Origin of the sequence: Micromonospora sp. NPDC057141 (assembly GCF_042670805.1) — a bacterium.
Classification (GTDB): Bacteria; Actinomycetota; Actinomycetes; order Mycobacteriales; family Micromonosporaceae; genus Micromonospora.
Genome location: NZ_JBHUVA010000052.1, coordinates 29,735 through 46,433, shown reverse-complemented (window position 1 = coordinate 46,433; position 16,699 = coordinate 29,735). Strand labels below are relative to the sequence as shown.

Here is a 16,699-nt window from a genome sequence, read left to right as displayed (position 1 = left end):
AAAGGCACAAAGCCAGTCAGGGTTAGAGTCACATCTACTGCCACCAGGCATCAGCCCATCACCTTCCGGGCCGACACGGCTAGCCTCACAGTCAGGCTTGATCCCTGCGTGGGCGGGCTCCCCCCCGAAAACCTGTTCCGGTTGAGGTCCGCGTGAGGGGTCAGCTCACGTGTCCCGCCGCTGGGAGGGGTCTACTACGGGGGGTAGGATTGCTCCGTGACTCGGTTGGGTGATCTTGAGCGGGCGGTGATGGACGTGCTGTGGGACACCGTCCCGGGCACGTCGGACGGGGTGACCGTGCGCGAGGTCGCCGAGGCCCTCGATGGCCGCGAGCTGGCGTACACGACGGTGATGACCGTGCTGGACCGGCTCGCCGGCAAGGGCATGGTGCGCCGCCAGCGGGAGGGGCGGGCCTGGCGCTACCAGGCCGCGGCCAGCCGCGAGGCGCACATCGCCCAGCTCATGCTCGACGCGCTGGACCTCGGCGGCAGCCGGGACGCCGCGCTGGTGCGCTTCGCCCGGTCGGTGACCGGCACCGAGGCCGAGGTGCTGCGCGCCGCCCTAGGGGCCGAGGCGGGCGCCCCGCTGACCGAGCGCACCGGGGCGGGCCCGCTGACCGACCGGGTCGAGGGGCCGCGTGCCGACCGGGCCGGGCAGCCGGCCCTCGCCGACGAGGCGACGGACCGGTAGGGCCGGCGTCATGGCGTACGCCGTGCACTTCGCCGCGACGGTCCTGGCCTGCTACCTGACCGCCCAGGTCCTGGCCGCGTCGACCTGGACGTGGCGGGCCCCCCGGGTCGCGATCGTCTGCTGGCAGGCGGTCGGGCTGGCGCTCGGGCTCTCCGCGATGGGCCTGCCGATGGCGCTCGGCGTGGCCCCGTACGACCGGCCGACCGGGAGCGCGCTGCTCGCCCTGGCCGCCGACCTGGCCCACGGCACCCTGCCGGCCGGGCTCGGCGCCGTCCACCTCGGCCTCGTCGGGGTCGGGTTCGGCATCGGGGCGGTGCTGCTCGCCACGACGGTGCGCAGCGTGCACGCGACCGTCCGGGCCCAGCGGCGGCACCGGGACCTGCTCGCCCTGGTGGCCCGGCGGGATCCGGAGGTGCCGGGGGCGCTGGTGCTGGACCATCCGGGCGCGGCAGCATACTGCCTGCCGGGCGTGAAGCCCCGGGTGGTGGTCAGCGCCGGGGCCCTCAGCATGCTCGACCGGGCCGAGTTGGCGGCGGTGCTGACCCACGAGCGGGCGCACGCGCAGGAGCGCCACGACCTGGTACTGCTGCCGTTCACCGCGCTGTGCCGGGCGCTGCCCTGGTTCCGTTGGGTGCGCGACGCGCACGAGCGGGTCGCCCTGCTGGTCGAGATGCGCGCCGACGACAAGGCCCGCGAGCTGCACGCCGAGGCTCCCCTGGCGGGGGCGCTGCGCCGGTTCGCGGCGGCCGGCGACCGGATCGCCCCGGCCGGCACCCTCGGCCTCGGCGACCGGGACCTGGACGTACGGGTCCAGCGACTGCTGGTCGCCGACCGGCCGCCCCGGCTGCTCGGGGCCGCCGCGCTGGCGGTGGCGGCCACCCTCGTCGCGCTGCCGGTCTCCCTGTTCCTGAGCTGACCGGCCTGCGGATCCCTGAGACATGGCCGACGTGGCGGCCGGCGGGCCGCTCCTGGCGCTGCCGGGTTGCCTGGTGCTGCCGCTCCTGCCGGCCCTACTAGGCTTCCAGGCGATGTGCTGGTGGGTGTTCCGGGGACGGACCGACGGCAGGGCACCGGTGAACCGGTGAACCGCCGTCCCTTCGACCCGCGTCTGCTGCGCCGGGTCCCCGCGGCCCGGCGCGACCTCGCCGTGCTCGCGGTCCTCGGCGGGCTCACGGCGCTGCTGGTCGTGGGGCAGGCCACCGCGCTGGCCACGGTGCTGGCCGCCGCGCTCGACGGGCGGCTGGCCCGGCCGGCGCTCGCCGGGTTCCTGGGCGCCGTGGCGGTGCGGGCAGTGGTCGCCTGGGCGCAGGGCACGGTGGCGGCGCGGGCCGCCGCGACGGTCAAGGCGGCGCTGCGGGCCGACTTGCTCGCCGCCGTCGGCCGGCACGGGCCGGGCTGGGTCGCCGGGCAGCGGGCCGGGCAGCTCGCCACCCTGGCCGGGCGCGGGCTGGACGCCCTGGACGCCTACTTCACCGGCTACCTGCCGCAGCTCGTGCTCAGCGTCACCGTCCCGGTGGCCGTGCTGGCCCGGATCACCTTCGCCGACTGGGGCTCCGCCGTCATCATCGCGCTGACCCTGCCGCTGATCCCGGTCTTCGGTGCGCTGCTCGGCTGGCAGGCGCAGGCCACCACCGAGCGGCAGTGGCGGCGGCTGTCGACGCTGGGCGGGCACTTCCTCGACATGGTCGCCGGGCTGCCCACGCTGCGCGCGTTCGGCCGGGCCCGGGGCCAGGTCGAGGCGGTCCGCCGGATGGCCGACGGGCACCGCGCCGCGACGATGCGGACGCTGCGGATCGCGTTCCTGTCCGCGCTGGTGCTGGAGCTGGTCGCCACGCTGTCGGTGGCGCTGGTGGCGGTGCCGGTGGGCATCCGGCTGCTCGGCGGCGGGCTGACCCTGTCCACCGCGCTGCTGGTGCTGTTGCTCACCCCGGAGGCATACCTTCCCCTGCGGGCTGCCGGCAGTCGGTTCCACGCCAGCATGGAGGGGCTGACCGCGCTGGACGAGGCGCTGACGCTCTCCGCGGCCGACCCGACGGCCGCCGCCGGTCCCACGGCCGAGGGGGCACGGCCCGTCCCCGACGGGCGCGGCGAGATCCGGTTCGAGGGCGTGACCGTCGCGTACGAGCGCACCGTGGCGCTGCGGGACGTCACGCTGACGATCCGGCCCGGCGAGCGGATCGCGATCGTCGGGCCGAGCGGCGCGGGCAAGAGCACCCTGCTCAACCTGCTGCTCGGCTTCGTCGCCCCGACGGCCGGCCGGGTCACCGTGGACGGCGTCGACCTGGCTGGCGCGGACCGGGACGGCTGGCGGCGACAGGTCGCCTGGGTGCCGCAGCGGGCCCACCTCTTCGCCGCCGCGCTGGCCGACAACATCCGGCTCGGCGCCCCCGGCACGCCCGACGCCGCGCTCACCGACGCGGTCACCGCCGCCGCGCTGGACGAGGTGGTCGCCGCCCTGCCCGACGGGCTCGACACCGTGCTCGGCGAGCGCGGGCACGGCCTGTCCAGCGGCCAGCGGCAGCGGGTCGCGCTGGCCCGGGCGTTCCTGCGGGACGCGCCGGTGGTCCTGTTGGACGAGCCGACCGCGCGGCTGGACACCGCAAGCGAGGCCGGGGTGCTGGCCGCCACCCGTCGACTCGTGGCCGGGCGGACCGCCCTGCTGGTGGCCCACCGTCCGGCGCTGCTCGCCGACGCCGACCGGATCCTGCGGGTCGAAGGCGGCCGGGTCACCGAGCTGACCCCCGGCCCGGCGGCACCCGGCCCGGCGGCGGCTGCCGCCCCGGCCGCTCCCAGCCCCGGCGCGGGAGTGGCTGCCGCGCCGGCCGGAGAGGAAGCGGCCCCATGAGCACCGGCCCCACCGACGACGCCGTCGCCAACCCGCTGCCGGCCGACGCGACCCCGACCACCGGCGGGAGCACCCGGCCCGCAGGTGGGGGCGTCCGGGCCGCCGAGCGGGCCGTGCTGCGGCTGGCCCGGCCGTACCTGGGCCGGCTGGTCGGCGCGGGGCTACTCGCCGCCGCCACCGAGTTCGCCGGGCTGGCCCTGATGGCCACCGCCACCTGGCTGCTGATGAGCGCCGCCGGTCGGCCGCCGCTGGACCGGCTCACCGTGGCGATCGTCGCGGTGCGGGCGCTGGCGATCAGCCGGGGCGTGTTCCGCTACACCGAGCGCCTCGCCGGCCACGACGCCGTGCTGCGGATGATCACCGACGTCCGGGCCGGGGTCTTCGCCGCCCTGGCCGCCCGGCGCGACGCCGCCCGGCAGCGCACCGGGGACGCGCTGAGCCGGCTCGTGTCCGACGTGGAGGCCGTACAGGACCTGCTGCTGCGGGTACTCGTCCCCGGGGCCGCCGCCGCTGCGGTCAGCGTGCTGGCCGTGGCCGGGGCCGCCGTCGTCTCGCTCCCCGCCGCCGGGGTGCTGGCCCTTGGCCTGCTCGTCACCGGGGTGGCCCTGCCCCTCGCGGCCACCGCGCTGACCCGGCACGCCGCCGACCAGGTGGCCCCGCTGCGCGGCGCGCTCGCCACGGACGCCGTGGACCTCACCCACGGCGCGGCCGACCTGGCCGCGTTCGGCGCCACCGGGTACGCCCTGGACGCCGCCGCCGACCGGGCCAGCCGGCTGGCCCGGCTGGAACGGCGGCTCGCCGCGACCGGCTTCGCCGTGGACGCCGCCGGGGTTCTGGTCGCCGGGGCGACCGCTGGCGCGGTGGTGGTCGCCGCGCTGCGCGGCGGCGTCGGCGGAGTGCTGGTCGGGGTGCTGGCGGTGGGTTCCCTGGCTGCCGTCGAGGTGGCGCTCGCGCTGGTCGGTGCCGCCCGGCAGCGCACCCAGCTGCGGGCCGGGCTGGTCCGGGTGGCCGCCCTGCTGACCGCCCCGGGGGTCGACGCGCCCGCCGCCGTCGGGGCCGCCCCGGTCGCCGGGGCCGTGGCCGTCGGCGCCGCCGTCGGCTCGGCTTCGCCCGACGTGCGCTTCGACGAGGCCACCGTGCGGTACCGGGCCGGTGCCGCCCCGGCCCTCGACCGGTTCACCCTGGATCTGCCGGCCGGCCGCCGGATCGCCGTGGTCGGGCCGAGCGGCGCCGGCAAGAGCACCCTCGCCGCCGTCCTCACCGGCACGGTGCGCCCCGAGGAGGGCCGGGTCACCCTCGACGGGGCCGACCTGTCGGCGTACCCGGTCGAGGAGCTGCCACGGGCGGTCGGCGGCCTGCTCGCCGAGGCGTACGTCTTCCACGCCACGGTCCGGGAGAACCTGCTGCTCGGCCGACCCACCGCCGACGAGGCGGAGCTGACCGCCGCGACCCGGGCGGCCGGCCTGCTGGACTGGGTGCACGCCCAGCCGGCCGGCTGGGACACCGTGGTCGGCGAGGAGGGCGGTCAGCTCTCCGGCGGCCAGCGGCAGCGCCTCGCGCTGGCCCGCGCGCTGCTCGCCGCGCCCGGGGTGCTGGTGCTCGACGAGCCGACCGAGGGGCTCGACCCGGTCGCCGCCGACGCGGTGCTCGCCTCGGCGCTGGCGGCGACCCCCGCCGGGCACTCGGTGCTGCTGATCAGCCACCGGCTCAGCGGGCTCGCGGGCCTCGACGAGATCGTGGTGCTCGACGCCGGCCGGGTGGCTCAGCGCGGCCGGCACGACGAGCTGGTGGCCGCGCCGGGCTGGTACCGGGACCAGTGGCTGCTCCAGGAGGCGGCCGAGCGCGGATACCTGGCCCTGGCGCCCCGCCCCTGAGCCAGCTCCGGGATTCCTTCGGACCCGCCGCCCCACCGCCGCGTTCGTCCTCGGCGTGGCCCGTACGCCTGGTCCGTCGGGCTGTCCGCCCGGGCGGCCCGGTCCTGGCTGCTCGCGAACCGACCGGCCGGCCCTGGGACGCCCGCATGCCCGCATGCCGCGCGCGTCGTCGTGACGCAACGCAACCGGGGCGCCCGGCACCGCCACGCCCACTCCAACCCTTTGCTCTGCATCCGCATGCAACGCTTGACGTAGAGTGACCAAGCGCTGGACCACCCGCCCCGCCCGATTCCGCAGATGCACAGCCCAGCCGAGTGTTGCGCGGATGGGTGCAGAGCAAAGGGGTCGCGGGCCATCATGGGCAGGCCAGAGAATCGCTACGCCGAGTAAGGCGATCACCCTCGGCCAACAACCCCCGCCATCATCACCGAAAGTGATCGGGGCACGGCGGGGTCCAGATGCGGGCAGCGAGCGAGGTCAGGCCGGCAGGCCGCCACCGGGGTGCGGGCACCGGCCGCCCGGAGTCGCCCACTAGGGTATGTGCCCAGAGTCACTCGGCGGCCGGAGACGCCGCCGGGTGGGCAGCCCGAAGCACACGGAGGTCAGCGTGGCCCGCCAGTCGCCCCAACGGCCCGACGCCGACGAGCCCGAGCTCGACGAGACCGACGGCACCGCCGAAGAGGTCGTAGAGGTCGAGGAGGACGCCGGGCGCCCGTCGGCGCGCGACGCCGACCGCGCGCTCTGGGACGAGCTGCGGATCGACCCGGTCGAGATCGCCCTGCCCGCCGGCACCGGCTTCACGCTGCGGGCGTACCGGCCGGCGCGGGAGCTGACCCCGACCGACATCGCCGAGCGCGATCAGGACGATCCGTTCCTGGCCCGCAGGCAGGCGGTCGAGGCCGACCCCGAGGACGACGACGAGGTCGTCATCCTCGACGAGGAACTGGCCGCCGAGTTCGCCAAGGCCGACGCGGAGGAGGCGAAGGAGGCGGACGGGAAGTCCCGCCCCCACAAGTCGACCGACGACGCCGCCGACACCGACGCCGACGAACCGGAGGAGCCGGACTCCGACGACGCCGAGGACGAGGACGAGGCGGGCGACGAGGAGGTTCCGGTCTTCCTCAGCCACCGGGGCAAGTTGCTGCTGTTCAAGACGCCGGAGTCTCTCGTCAGCTTCGTCAGGTCCGGCGCACCCAATGACATGTCTCAACTGGACAGCTGGAATGAACTGTCCGAACGGGTGGAACCGGCCGACATCGTCCCGCTCGACGAGGACACCTACGAGCTCGACCTGGTCGTGGAGAACCTGCGGGGCGGGCACGACACCTGGGACTCGACCCTGCTGATCGAAGCCGGCGAGGTCGCCCGGGACGTGGCGTACGGGCTGCGGCTTCCCGCGGTGCTGGACATGCTCTCCGCCGGCTCCAGCCTCGACGACCTGGACGAGGCGCTGCGCGCCACCGCCAACGGCGGGATCGGGGGCTTCCTCGGTCGACGGCGGCTGAAGAAGATCGGCGCGCAGACGGCGAGCCTCGGGTGGCGCACCATTGTCGGCAAGATCTCTGCGGTCGTGGACTGGCGCGACTGACCCGTTCCAGGGAGCATCAGTCTCTGGCAGAGAAAGACCTCAGTCCCGGGAGGAGGACGACGCCGTGGCGCTCGTGCGCGTGTACTGCGGTCTGGCCTCGGCGGATCCGGCCGACCGACCGGCCTCGGCCGGTTCGACGCTGACGTCCGCTGTGGTCGACGACGCAGGTCGGCTGCTCCATGTCTGCGAGATCGGCGACGGCCCGGCCGGCTACGCCCAGCTGGTCGCGCTTCTCGTGGAGCGGTCGGGCGGGCCGAGCGGGGCCGCGATCGCCGCCGACAGCGACGACCACACGGTCACCTCGCTGCTGAGTGCCGCCGGGCGTCCGCTGGCCATCGCGGACGACGACTCGGTCGACGACTTCGCCGAGCGGTTCGCCGACGACGACTCGCTGGAGGAGATGCAGTCCCCGCCGGTCGAGCGGCGGGCGGTCGGGCTGGCCCGGGCCCTCCAGGCCGGCGCGTTGTCAGCCGTCACCCTCCCGGCGCCCCGGGACCTCGCCGGCTACAAGCAGGTCCTCGCGGCGCACGCCGCGCTCGCCAGCGGCCGGCACTCCGCCGCCGTGGCGCTGCGCGAGGTGCTGCGCGAGCTCTACCCGGCCGCCCTGCGCGCATACCCGGACCCAGCCGAGCCGGTCGCCCTGGCCGTGCTGGACGCCCTGCCCGAGCCCGGCATGCTGGGCGGGACGATTGCCCGGGGCCGAGAGGTGTCGGTAGCGGCGGACGCCATCGCCGCCCACCTCGCGGCCGACGGGGTGGCCAACGAGGGCAAGATCAACGATGCGGTGACCGCGCTGCGGGTCGCCATCGCCGAGACCCCCCGCCGCGCGGCGGTCAGTCGGGCGCTCACCTCCGCCGTGGCGGAGACCGTCCGCCAGGCGGTGGCCTCGGTGCGGGCGTGCGACGCGGGCTGCGAGGCACTGGTCAGTGCGCTCGATGCCCGGGTCACCACCCCCGCTCCGGCGTCGGGCCGCCGGGCTGCCGCACGCCGGGACGAGCCGATCGCCGAGCTTCCCGGCGCCGGCCTGCGCGGGCTGCGGACCGCCGAACCCGAGCCGGTCGCCGGAAGGCGCAGCCGTCCCGAGCCGCTCCCTGGCGGCGGCCTGCCCGCCCAGCCCCGCCCACTCGGCCCGCCGCCGATCGCGCCGGAGCCCGTCGCCCCGCCGCCGGTCGCCCCGCGCCCGATCGCCCCGGCCGCCTCGGCCACCCCGCCCGTCTCCGGCCAGCCATCACCCGAGCTGCGCCGCCTGACTGACGCACCGTCGCCCGAGCCGCGCCGCCTGACGGACGGACCGCCCGCGTCCTCACCCGAGCCGCGCCGCCTGGTGGACGGTCCGACCAACCGGCCGGTCTCCGCGCCGCCGCCTCCGCCGCCGGGGATCACCCCCATCGCGCCGAGCCAGCGCGAGCGCGGGTCCGTGCCTCCGGCCGAGGCCGGTGAGCCGTTCCGGCCCACGCTGACCACGGCCGCGATCCAGAACGCGCGGGCGGAGCGGCAGCGCACCATCATCCCGCCCCGTCCCAAGACGACGGGCGAGTCCACGCCGCCGCCCACCGGCGGCTTCAGCGCCACCGACCTGAGCGTCCCGGTGCCGGCCCCGCGCCCCGGCCAGGAGTCCGCTCCCCCCGGTTCCCGGGCGAACTGGCCGCTGGTCAACAACCCCGAGGACCCCGCCGACAGCTCCCCGAACAACCCGGTCGTGCGCCCCTTCGAGGAGCGGGCGAAGCGGCAGGTCGACGCGCCGACCGAGGTGGTCCCGGCGACCGAGGGCCGGGTCACCCCGCCGTGGCTCGCCGACGACCTGCCCCAGGAGCCGCCGATGCTGCGGCTGGTCGAGCCGCCACCGCTGGCCGACCGGGCGCTGCGGGAGGGGTCGAGCCCGGCCGCAGACCCGCGCCTGGAGCCCCCGCCGCTGCGGTTGGTCGACCGCAGCGAGGCGGCCCGCGCCGACCGTCCCGCCCCGGAGCACCGCCCCGAGCGGCCCGCCATGGAGCACCGCCCCGAGCGGCCCGCCATGGAGCACCGGTCCCCACTCGGACAGCGGGTCCCGATGGAGCACCGGCCCGCCATGGAGCAGCGGCCGGCCCCGCCCCAGCCGGCGCGGTCCGCGCCGATGGAGCGGCGTACCCCGCCGATGGCCGACGAGGGGGACGGCGACCTGCTGATCTTCGCCGCCGCCAAGTCGGCCTGGTTCGTCGGGCACGCCGACGAGGCCGAGCTGGACTGGTCGAGCACCGCCGACACCGGGTGGCAGGCCGCCGAGCAGGCCGCACGCCCGGCGGTGGGTGCCGAGACCAAGGCCGGGCTGCCCAAGCGGGTGCCGCAGGCCAACCTGGTTCCCGGCTCGCCCCTGCGGGAGGAACGTCCCCTGCGGATAGTCCGCGACGCGGCCAGCCTCGCCGAGAACACCACCGGCTACTTCCGGGGCTGGCGTCGCGGGCAGGAGATCGGCGGCTTCGCCGTCGGCGGTCGACCGGGCCGTGAGGCGGCCGGTGGCTGGGACTTCACGCGGGACACCGGCGACCGCGACGACGACCGGGAATACGAGTACCGGTCCGCCGGCTACCGCTCCTGACCGCCCTGCCGGGGTGGCGGCACCGCCGCCCCGGCTCTTCCTTCGTTGCAGCCGCCGGAGCGTTCCGGCATGCGCGCGCAGCGGCGCCGCCCGCCCGACCCGACGGACGACGCCGACGGCTACCGATCGCTGGTCGGCCCCGGACAGCCGGACGCGCCCGACGACCCGGCGGAGTGCCGATCGTCGGGCGCGCGTCGTCGATCAGGCCGGCGCGACCGCGCGCGAGCGACGCATCGTTAGCACATACTCGACCAGCGAGATCAGCACATGCTTCGTCGACTCCCGGTTACGGGCGTCGCAGGCCACCACCGGCACGTCGTGCGAGATCGCGAGCGCGTCCCGAACGTCCTGCGGGTCGTGGTACTGCATCCCGTCGAAGCAGTTGATGGCCACCAGGTACGGCAGCCGTCGGTGCTCGAAGAAGTCGATGGCCGCGAAGCAGTCGGCCAGCCGGCGGGTGTCGACCAGGACCACAGCGCCGATGGCGCCCCGGACCAGCTCGTCCCACATGAACCAGAACCGGGTCTGGCCGGGGGTGCCGAACAGATACAGGATCAGGTCCCGGTCGATCGAGATACGGCCGAAGTCCATCGCCACCGTGGTCGTCGTCTTGCCCGGCACCTGCCGGGTGTCGTCGACGCCCACGCCGGCGGAGGTCATGATCGCCTCGGTGGTCAGCGGCGTGATCTCCGAGACCGAGCCGACCAGCGTCGTCTTGCCGACGCCGAAACCACCGGCGATAACGATCTTCGCCGACGTCACGCGCCCGCTCGGGACGGGCGGGCGGTGCGACATGTCAGAGCCTGCGAAGTCCACTCAGCACCCTCTCCAGCAGTTCAGTGCCCACCGCGTCGTCGGAGTCGTCCAAAATGGTCGGCTCGTGGACCGCGACCAGGCCGTCCGTCGCCATGTCGGCGATGAGCACCCTAGCCACGCCGAGCGGGAGCTGCATCCGCGCCGCGATCTCGGCAAGCGACTGCACGCGTCCGTCACACAGCGCGGCGATGTACTGGTGCTCTCGGCCCTGGCCGCCATTGGAACTGGCAGCGGCCCGACCACGCACCGTCGTCTCGACGAGCGCCTCCAACGCGATGTCCAGCCGGGGGCGGGTACGACCGCGGGTCACGGCGTACGGACGGACCAACGCTCCGGTCGGTTCGTCACGATCCATGTCGCCGCTCACCTCCTTCGTCCCCGACACCGGCTGGACCCGGTGGAACCCGTCGCTTCTGTCCTTGCCGTCCCGCCTGACCCACCGGCCAGCGCGCGGGTCAGCCCATCATGCCCACAGCCGTACGCGGCTGCGGGGTCAACGCGTCGCCCACCCGGTCGACCAGAAGGGCCATCTCGTATCCGACCTGCCCGACGTCGCAGCTGCGGGCGGCGAGCACGGCGAAGGACGAGCCGTCCGAGATGGACATCAGGAACAGGAAGCCGTTGTCCATCTCGACCACCGTCTGCAGCACCGCGCCGCCCTCGAAGCAGCGAGCCGCCCCCTGCGTCAGGCTGACCAGGCCGGACGCGATCGCGGCGAGCTGGTCGGCCCGGTCACGCGGAAGGTCTCGTGACGACGCGAGGAGCAGGCCGTCCGCGGAGACGGCGACCGCGTGCGCGACACCGGGCACCCGGTCGGCGAAGTTGGCGAGCAGCCAACCGAGATCCTGCGTAGTTGTCATCCTTGTTGCTCCTTCTGCCCGCTCCCGGCCACCGGGCCTGAGCCAGACTGCGAGGATTGCTGCCCACCCGGAGCTGCCTCCGGGTTGGTCGGGTTGCCGTCGGGCTGGGTGCGCCCACGCTGCACGCCTCGATGGTATGCCGAGAGCAGACCGCGGACGCCCTCCGGCGTTCGGCGCTGGACCGACGTGGTGGGCTTCTCCACCCCGCCGGGCACGAGCTGGGCCATCGGCACCCGCTTCGGCAGGCCCTTTCGGGTGGTCTCCGCCACCGGGACCTCGGTGGCCGCCGAGGCGGCCCGCCAGCCGTCGTCCGCAGCCGTCTGCCAGGCGTTACCCTGCGACGTGGGCCGCCGGCCGGCGAAGCCATCGGCGGGACCCGGGCGGCCGCCGCCGTTGGTCGGCGATCCGTTGTCGCGCGGCACTCCTCCGGCCATCGGGGTGTCTGCCATCGGTGCGTTACCTGTCGTCCGGGGTGCTGGTGTCTGGACGGCCCGGCCGGTGGCGTCGACCGCGGAGAACTGCTGGGTCACGGCGCCGTTCGCCGAGCTTGCGGTGCCGTTGGTCGCTGCGGGCTGGGTGGGTCCCGCCGTCTCCTCCGGACCCGAACGGCGGGTGCGGAACCAGGCCGACTCGAGCTCCCGGAAGATCGGCAGCTCCATCGTCTCGTCCGCGTACCGCTGCTGTCGGTTCTGCGCCTGTGGGGGCGTCGGCCGTACGGTCGGCGCAGAGGCCGGCTGGACGGCCGGCACGCTCGGCACCTCGGTGCGCGGCACCCGGGGCAGCTCCGTGGTCATGTCCAGGGCGGCGGCGAGGCGCTCCGGCACCGGCGGGGTGGCCGGCTCCGGGGCGGCCACCGGCGGCCAGGCCGGCGGCGCAACTGGCGCCTGGGCCGACGGGACCGGCCGGCTGGGCAGCGGCTGCGCCGAGTACGGCTGACCGGAGACGGGTGTACCGGCCGGCTGACCGGAGACCGGGGCGGCCGAGACGGGCTGACCCGACACCGGGAAGGCGGAGACGGGCGGTGCCGAGACCGGCGGAATCGGGGGCGCGGAGACCGGCGGCACCGGCGGCGCGGAGACCGGCGGCGGGGTCCAGCCCCGGGCCTCCGGGCTGCTCGGCAGCTGCCGGGGGATGGCCGGTTGCTGGCCGCTGCTGGCGGGGTCGCCGTCGCCGGCAGCCCGCCGTTGCGGCAGCGGGTCGATCTGCTGGCCGTTCGAGGGGCGGGGGGCGGGGGCACCGCCCGCGGCACCACCGGCACCGGTCAGGTCCGACCAGGCCGGCATCGAGCGTGTGGGACCGGTCGACGCGGGCGTGCCGTGGCCGTTGCGCGAGGCCGGGTCGAAGGACCGGCCGCCCAGGGTGACCTGATTGCCCGAGTGCCCCGGCCGCTGGTGGGGCGCGGGCGCCGCAGGGCCGTTGCCGAAGGCCGCGAATGCACCCAGGGTCGGGGTGGCCCCGCCCGACTGCGCGCCGGTGAGCTGCGCGGGCGGGGCCGGCAGCGCGCCGGGCTGCTGCACCCGGCCGGAGAGCGCACGGGGCACCAGTACGGTGGTGGGCAGGGTCACGTCGGCGACGGTGCCCCGGTCGGTCCCGGGGCGCAACTCGACCTTGACCCCGTGCCGGGAGGCCAGCCGGGCGACCACGACCAGACCCATCATCCGGGAGACGGCCACGTCCACCTGCGGCGGCGTGGCGAGACGCTCGTTGAGCTCGTGGAGCTGCTCGACGCTGATGCCGATGCCCCGGTCCTCGACGTAGAGGCTGGCACGGTCGCCGACCCGGCGGGCCTCCACCATCACCTGGGAGTCGGGCGGCGAGAAGGCGGTCGCGTTGTCGAACAGCTCGGCGACCAGGTGGACCAGGTCGTTGACCGCGTGCGCGGCGACCTCGATGTCCCGGTCGATCACCCCGAACTCGATGCGGGTGTAGTGCTCGACCTCGGACTGGGCGGCCCGCAGCACGTCGATCAGCGCCGCCGGCTCGCGCTGCACGCGGGTGGAGTCGGCGCCGGCGAGCACCAGCAGGTTCTCGTCGTTGCGGCGCATCCGGGTCGCCAGGTGGTCGAGCTGGAACAGCTCGGCCAGCCGGTCCGGGTCCTCCTCGCCGCGTTCCAGCCGGTCGAGATGGCCGATCAGCCGGTCGACCAGGATCTGCGAGCGGCGGGCCAGGTTGACGAACATGGTCGCGACGGAGGCGCGCAGCGCGGCCTGCTCGGCCGCCGTCCGCACGGCCTCAAGGTGGACCGCGTTGAACGCCTCGGTCACCTGACCGAACTCGTCCTTGCTGCGCACCGGCAGCGGCTCGGCGATCTGGTTGGCCGCCTGGACCGGGGAGAGCTGGCTGGACAGCTGCGGGTCGCGCAGCCGGGCGACAGCCTGGGGCAGGCCGTACTGGGCGATGTTGAGCGCGCCCTGCCGCAGTTCGCGCAGCGAGCGGGCCATCGACCGGGCGACCAGGTACGCGAACAGGATGGCCAGCAGCAGCATGCCGAGCAGCAGGCCGGTCTGGAGGAACACCGTGCGCTGCACGTCGGAGCGAAGCGCGTCGGCCTGCTTGACCACGTCGCCGTCCAGCGTCGCCTCGACCGTACGGATCAGCTTGGCGTTGGCGACCATGGCCGCGTCCCACTGGTCCGGCCCGAACGGGGCGTCGGCCATGCTGCCGTTGATGTTGCCGTCGAGCCAGCCGGTGTAGTTCTGCGCCTCGCGCCGGTCGCCACCGGCGACGGTCTGGTCGTGCAGGTCCGCCTCGGCCTGGCTGGCCACCGCCTTGAAGCTCTGCAGCGCCTGCTGCTGGCCGGTGCCGCTGGCGATGTAGTCGGTGCGCAGGATGGGGGTCAGCTCACGCTGGATGAGCGCCCGGTGCACCACGACCCGGCGGACCGAGAGGTATTCCTTCTCCCGGGCGACGGCAGCCGCGGCGCGCATCCGGTCGCTCAGGTCGTTGTCACCGGCGAGCTGGGTGGCGGAGTCGCGGATGGAGAGCAGGTCGTTGATCAGACCCTCGTACGCCTGCATGGCGTCGATGATCTTCAGCTTGCCGTTGAAGACCTGGCTGCGGGTGCCGGGCAGGTCCTTCAGGTTCTGGTCGATGCCGTCGAGGAGGTTCTCCAGGCTGGTCGGCAGGTCCTCGACCTTGGCCCGCTGCCCCAGGTACGGCGCCTTGGCCTGGTCGACCCGGTTGTTGACCCGGTTGTACGCCTCCTGGTACTGCGCCTTGGCCTGGTCGCCGCTCGCGCCGAGCAGCAGCACCGCGGAGGTGCGCTCGTCCTGCAGGCTGTTGACCAGGTCGCCCGAGTAGCCCACCAGGTTGGCCAGGTCGCCGGAGCGGTTGGCGTTGTTCAGCGTCTCCAGGTTGTCGACGAGGCCACTGGTGCCGACGACGACCGTGGCGATGGTCGGCACGATCATGATGAGACCGAGCTTGGACCAGATCGGCATGTCGCGGAGCCGGCCGGCCGGCCGACGCAGTCGCGACAGGAAGGAACCTGCCGTCTTCGGTCGTTTGCTCACGTCACCGCCCTCGCGATCACAGCGTCCGCGCGTTGCCCCGGGCAACGCCCAGCGACCGACCCGGCGGGTCGGACCTCCGAGATTCCATCACGCCGTGTTCCAAAGAGAAAGCCCAGGCTGGCCGTCGCCGGAGGTGTGATGAGATGTTGATGCAATTTGCTCGCAATCCGTCTGGCCGGAGTGACTGAGAGTAATGAACCACCCCCACCGCGTCATCCTTCTCGCCGGCCCCTCTGGCTCCGGAAAGTCGTACATAGCCCAGCGAACCGGACTTCCCGTCCTCTGCCTGGACGACTTCTACAAGGACGGTGATGACCCTACGTTGCCGCGCCACAACAGCCTTGTGGACTGGGACTCACCCCGCTCGTGGGACGCCGGGGCGGCCGTGGAAACGATTGCCCGACTGGCGCGCGACGGCAAGGCCGAAGTGCCGGTTTATGCGATCGGCGCGGACCGGCAAGTGGCCACCCGGACATTCGAGGTGGCCGAATCGCCACTTTTCGTCGCTGAAGGGATATTCGCCGCCGAGATCGTCGAGGAATGCCGGCGGCGAGGGCTGCTCGCCGGGGCGTACGCGCTGCGCCGCCCGCGTGGCACCACCTTCCTCCGGCGACTCACCCGCGACCTGGCCGAGCAGCGCAAGGCCCCCCGGGTGCTGCTGCGGCGCGGGCTGGCCCTGTTGCGCGCGGAGCCGGCGGTGCTGCGCCGCCAGGCGGGGCTCGGTGCCCGGCCGGCCCCGGCCCGCGAGGTGCTGCGCCGGGTGGCCGACCTGCTCGCTGGCCACCCGCACCATCCCTGATCAGCCCAGCAACTTCCCGTACGCCGGCTTGATCACCTCGTCGATGATGGCCAGCCGCTCGTCGAACGGGATGAACGCGCTCTTCATCGCGTTGATGGTGAACCACTGGAGTTCCTTCCAGCCGTAGCCGAAGGCCTCCACCAGCAGCGCCATCTCCCGCGACATCGAGGTGCCGCTCATCAGCCGGTTGTCGGTGTTCACCGTGACCCGGAACCGCAGGTCGCGCAGCAGCCCGATCGGGTGCTCGGCGATCGACGCCGCCGCGCCGGTCTGCACGTTCGACGACGGGCACAGCTCCAGCGGGATCCGCTTGTCCCGCACGTACGCGGCCAGCCGGCCGAGCACCGGCGGGTCACCGAGGGTGATGTCGTCGACGATCCGCACCCCGTGACCGAGGCGGTCCGCGCCGCACCACTGGATGGCCTGCCAGATCGACGGCAGCCCGAACGCCTCGCCCGCGTGGATGGTGAAGTGGAAGTTCTCCCGCTGGAGGTATTCGAAGGCGTCCAGGTGCCGGGTGGGCGGGAAGCCCGCCTCCGCCCCGGCGATGTCGAAGCCCACCACCCCGGCGTCACGGTGCCGTACGGCCAGCTCGGCGATCTCCTGCGACCGGGCGGCGTGCCGCATGGCGGTGAGCAGGGTGCCCACGCGGATCGGGCGGCCGGCGTCGGCGGCGAGCGCAGCGCCCTCGGCGAACCCGGCGACCACCGCCTCGACCACCTCGTCCAGGGTCAGGTCCCGCTCCAGGTGCTGCTCGGGGGCGAACCGCACCTCCGCGTAGACGACTCCGTCGGCGGCCAGGTCCAGGGCGCACTCCCGGGCCACCCGACGCAGCGCGGTCGCGGTCTGCATGACGGCCACGGTGTGGGCGAACGTCTCCAGGTAGCGCTCCAGCGAGCCGGAGTCCGCCGCAGCGACGAACCAGCGGCCGAGCGCCTCCGGGTCGGTGGTGGGCAGCTCGTGGCCGACCTCGGCGGCCAGCTCGACGATCGTCGCCGGCCGCAGGCCGCCGTCGAGGTGGTCGTGCAGCAGCGCCTTGGGAACCTTGACGATGTCCTCGTATGAGATTGCGACCATGCTGAGACCCTAGTGGCCACCGGACGGGCCGCCGACGCGACCGGCTGGGAGGATGGCGCGGTG

At 74.8% G+C, this 16,699-nt stretch carries 12 protein-coding genes and 1 pseudogene; 8 read left to right on the top strand and 5 right to left on the bottom strand.

All coding sequences use genetic code 11. The annotated features are described in order from the left end of the window. The first annotated feature begins 216 nt into the window (after window positions 1–216). The 7 genes and pseudogenes from ACFT41_RS22635 (at window position 217) to ACFT41_RS22605 (ending at window position 9,572) form a co-directional block, all read left to right on the top strand. Complete coding sequence (locus ACFT41_RS22635; protein ID WP_377588579.1) at window positions 217–690, top strand: BlaI/MecI/CopY family transcriptional regulator; 474 nt, start codon at window positions 217–219, stop codon at window positions 688–690. 10 nt (window positions 691–700) lie between these two features. Then, complete coding sequence (locus ACFT41_RS22630; RefSeq protein WP_377588578.1) at window positions 701–1,606, top strand: M56 family metallopeptidase; 906 nt, start codon at window positions 701–703, stop codon at window positions 1,604–1,606. Window positions 1,607–1,628: 22 nt separating this feature from the next. Then, window positions 1,629–1,775: a hypothetical protein gene (locus ACFT41_RS22625; RefSeq protein ID WP_377588577.1), complete on the top strand. Its 147-nt coding sequence runs from the start codon at window positions 1,629–1,631 to the stop codon at window positions 1,773–1,775. Continuing rightward, the gene (cydD, locus tag ACFT41_RS22620; RefSeq protein ID WP_377588576.1) at window positions 1,772–3,535 is read left to right on the top strand and encodes a thiol reductant ABC exporter subunit CydD; all 1,764 of its coding nucleotides are present in this window, start codon (window positions 1,772–1,774) and stop codon (window positions 3,533–3,535) included. The genes ACFT41_RS22625 and cydD overlap by 4 nt, the downstream gene beginning before the upstream one ends. Beyond that, window positions 3,532–5,409 (top strand): thiol reductant ABC exporter subunit CydC, encoded by a 1,878-nt coding sequence (gene cydC, locus ACFT41_RS22615; RefSeq protein ID WP_377588575.1) that lies wholly within the window; start codon window positions 3,532–3,534, stop codon window positions 5,407–5,409. The genes cydD and cydC overlap by 4 nt, the downstream gene beginning before the upstream one ends. 1,084 nt (window positions 5,410–6,493) lie before the next feature. Next, a pseudogene (locus tag ACFT41_RS22610) lies at window positions 6,494–6,997 on the top strand (DNA primase); the annotation flags it as partial. 64 nt (window positions 6,998–7,061) lie between these two features. After that, a complete protein-coding gene (locus tag ACFT41_RS22605) occupies window positions 7,062–9,572 on the top strand; it encodes a transposase (RefSeq protein ID WP_377588574.1) in 2,511 nt (836 codons plus the stop codon). A gap of 201 nt (window positions 9,573–9,773) precedes the next feature. Here ACFT41_RS22605 and ACFT41_RS22600 read toward each other — a convergent pair whose 3' ends face one another. From ACFT41_RS22600 to ACFT41_RS22585, 4 genes are all read right to left on the bottom strand, one after another. Beyond that, window positions 9,774–10,367 carry an ATP/GTP-binding protein gene (locus ACFT41_RS22600; protein WP_007074526.1) on the bottom strand — a complete coding sequence of 198 codons (594 nt, stop codon included), beginning with the start codon at window positions 10,365–10,367 and terminating at the stop codon, window positions 9,774–9,776. 1 nt (window position 10,368) lies between these two features. Next, on the bottom strand, window positions 10,369–10,743 hold the full coding sequence (locus ACFT41_RS22595) for a DUF742 domain-containing protein (RefSeq protein ID WP_007074525.1): 375 nt from the start codon (window positions 10,741–10,743) through the stop codon (window positions 10,369–10,371). 100 nt (window positions 10,744–10,843) lie between these two features. Further along, window positions 10,844–11,248 carry a roadblock/LC7 domain-containing protein gene (locus tag ACFT41_RS22590; protein ID WP_013283992.1) on the bottom strand — a complete coding sequence of 135 codons (405 nt, stop codon included), beginning with the start codon at window positions 11,246–11,248 and terminating at the stop codon, window positions 10,844–10,846. Continuing rightward, entirely contained in the window at window positions 11,245–14,760 is a 3,516-nt protein-coding gene (locus ACFT41_RS22585) for a nitrate- and nitrite sensing domain-containing protein (RefSeq protein WP_377588573.1), read from the bottom strand. Before ACFT41_RS22585 ends, ACFT41_RS22590 begins: the two co-directional genes overlap by 4 nt. A 460-nt stretch (window positions 14,761–15,220) precedes the next feature. Between ACFT41_RS22585 and ACFT41_RS22580 the strand changes: the two genes are divergently transcribed. Continuing rightward, on the top strand, window positions 15,221–15,559 hold the full coding sequence (locus ACFT41_RS22580; RefSeq protein WP_377588572.1) for a hypothetical protein: 339 nt from the start codon (window positions 15,221–15,223) through the stop codon (window positions 15,557–15,559). Here ACFT41_RS22580 and ACFT41_RS22575 read toward each other — a convergent pair whose 3' ends face one another. Next, on the bottom strand, window positions 15,560–16,636 hold the full coding sequence (locus ACFT41_RS22575; RefSeq protein ID WP_377588571.1) for an adenosine deaminase: 1,077 nt from the start codon (window positions 16,634–16,636) through the stop codon (window positions 15,560–15,562). It lies immediately after the preceding gene. Window positions 16,637–16,699 lie beyond the last annotated feature (63 nt).

What these genes read in the sequence shown, in the direction of transcription:
- ACFT41_RS22625 (WP_377588577.1), top strand. Translation starts at nt 1,629, where the DNA reads ATGGCCGACGTGGCGGCCGGCGGGCCGCTCCTGGCGCTGCCGGGTTGC.
- ACFT41_RS22630 (WP_377588578.1), top strand. Translation starts at nt 701, where the DNA reads ATGGCGTACGCCGTGCACTTCGCCGCGACGGTCCTGGCCTGCTACCTG.
- ACFT41_RS22600 (WP_007074526.1), bottom strand. Translation starts at nt 10,367, where the DNA reads ATGTCGCACCGCCCGCCCGTCCCGAGCGGGCGCGTGACGTCGGCGAAG.
- ACFT41_RS22575 (WP_377588571.1), bottom strand. Translation starts at nt 16,636, where the DNA reads ATGGTCGCAATCTCATACGAGGACATCGTCAAGGTTCCCAAGGCGCTG.
- ACFT41_RS22590 (WP_013283992.1), bottom strand. Translation starts at nt 11,248, where the DNA reads ATGACAACTACGCAGGATCTCGGTTGGCTGCTCGCCAACTTCGCCGAC.
- cydC (WP_377588575.1), top strand. Translation starts at nt 3,532, where the DNA reads ATGAGCACCGGCCCCACCGACGACGCCGTCGCCAACCCGCTGCCGGCC.
- ACFT41_RS22595 (WP_007074525.1), bottom strand. Translation starts at nt 10,743, where the DNA reads ATGGATCGTGACGAACCGACCGGAGCGTTGGTCCGTCCGTACGCCGTG.